The organism is Pseudomonas sp. P5_B2 (genome assembly GCF_056400445.1).
The window spans coordinates 1-1511 of the sequence record NZ_JBFULH010000843.1; the positions used below are offsets into that span (position 1 = coordinate 1).

The window sequence follows — 1511 nt, forward strand, 5'->3', positions numbered from 1 at the left end:
TGCTCCGAGCCGAAGCATCAACCAATAGTCCACTTTAACGAATCACGCCAGCCGGCGAGGCAGGCGTCTGACTGGAGATAGCCATGAGCATCCCCGTGAGCGCTTTGAAAGATGACGAGCTGTTGCACTATGCCGCGCTTGATCCGGGCGCTGCTGTCGAACTCGCCCGCCGCATTGCCGACAACGGCATAGACCCGAGCGCCGAGCGCGAAGAGTTACGCGAGGATATTCGTGAGCTGGAAAGCCGCATCGAGGGCAGCGACGRCGAACTGGACAATCTGCGAGGTGACGCTCACAACGCCTGCGAGTGGATCAAGCGCGCAATGGATCCTAAAGAGCGGGAGCTATCAACGAACGAGCTGCTGCAAAAAGCACTCGACTGCCTGGAGTAAAGCCATGAGCACATTTGCCGTATTCGGAATGAATGAACACTTCGCCCGCGAAGAGGCGAAGCGCAAGGTTCGCGACTTCAAGATTGAGAAAGGCCAACGGGTCGAACTGTCCATGAGCCAATGGCTCCAGGCTGTCGAAGAGCGCGTCATCAAGATCATGGACGGCAAGCGTGTCGCCCAGCTCAGCAGCATGTTCGATGCCCCCCAGTACGCCGCCGACTACGCCGAGCGCATCCGGAATCTAGGGCGGTGTCGCGACGTCATCATCAGGGCGAAGATCAAGCTGCCGCAGAACGACTTGAGGCGGAAGTCGCCGACGAAACTTTCGTGGATGGATTACTCGCCGGAATCGACAGCGGCCGCCTGACCCGCCCTCGTCTATTGCGCCTGCTTATGACGATGCGCACTGGAAGCCAGCCAAATCGCACTGATAAACCTTCCAACCAGACCCTTTTCCGCAGTTCCGTTTTCGATAGCTTCAGCTACTGACTGAATGTAGTTCCAGTGAGCCTCAGCAGGATCATCTACAAACTCAGCCCCGTCGATCTCTGATAAAAAACTCAATGCCACTTTAGCCCGATGCTCTCTGGTGCCCTCTGCAGTTGCTAACACATCTACCGCACTGGAAAGCCTGGATAGCGTATCGCTGGAAATAGTCACTCTGATTCCTATACCCGCGCCCGCTGAGCTGTCTACTTCGGAGGCATCAGCAATATGAAGCTTCCCCCCATCCCTTGGCGGATCCTCTGAGGGGTCTCGTAGTTGAAGTAGATCAACCACGCACCATCGGGCCTGCGCTCTGAGTCCTCATAGTAGGTTCCGACTTCGCGCGTTGTGATGCCGAGAACAGTGGAAATATCCTTGTTTGTTGGTCTGCGATCCATCAGGTCAGCTCATTTACGACGTCATCCAGTCCTTTAACAAATAGTTCACAAACTCAAATCACGCCACAGCCCGGGCATGCCCCGGCACAAGGACGCCACCATGCCCACAGAAAACAAATCGGCCAAGCCCAAGTGTTCTGAGCAGCTCCGAACACAAGCCGCCCCAGGCTCACCGGTGAGGTGTCAGCAACCCGATCAACATGAAGGCGGGCCCAATAATTAGAAGKGCTGGAGC

The 1511-nt window shown here is 56.2% G+C and carries 3 protein-coding genes; 2 read left to right on the forward strand and 1 reads right to left on the reverse strand.

What is annotated here, in order from left to right; all coding sequences use genetic code 11:
- Positions 1 to 83: 83 nt before the first annotated feature.
- Together AC1DRJ_RS27325 and AC1DRJ_RS27330 are read left to right on the forward strand one after the other, a co-directional pair.
- Positions 84 to 392, forward strand: a complete 309-nt coding sequence (locus AC1DRJ_RS27325) for a hypothetical protein (protein WP_477804892.1) — start codon at positions 84 to 86, stop codon at positions 390 to 392.
- Positions 393 to 396: 4 nt separating this feature from the next.
- Positions 397 to 759 carry a hypothetical protein gene (locus tag AC1DRJ_RS27330; protein WP_477804893.1) on the forward strand — a complete coding sequence of 121 codons (363 nt, stop codon included), beginning with the start codon at positions 397 to 399 and terminating at the stop codon, positions 757 to 759.
- An 11-nt stretch (positions 760 to 770) separates the two neighbouring features.
- Here the strand turns inward: AC1DRJ_RS27330 and AC1DRJ_RS27335 are convergent, their stop codons facing one another.
- On the reverse strand, positions 771 to 1052 hold the full coding sequence (locus tag AC1DRJ_RS27335) for a hypothetical protein (protein WP_477804894.1): 282 nt from the start codon (positions 1050 to 1052) through the stop codon (positions 771 to 773).
- Between the last annotated feature and the right edge of the window lie 459 nt (positions 1053 to 1511).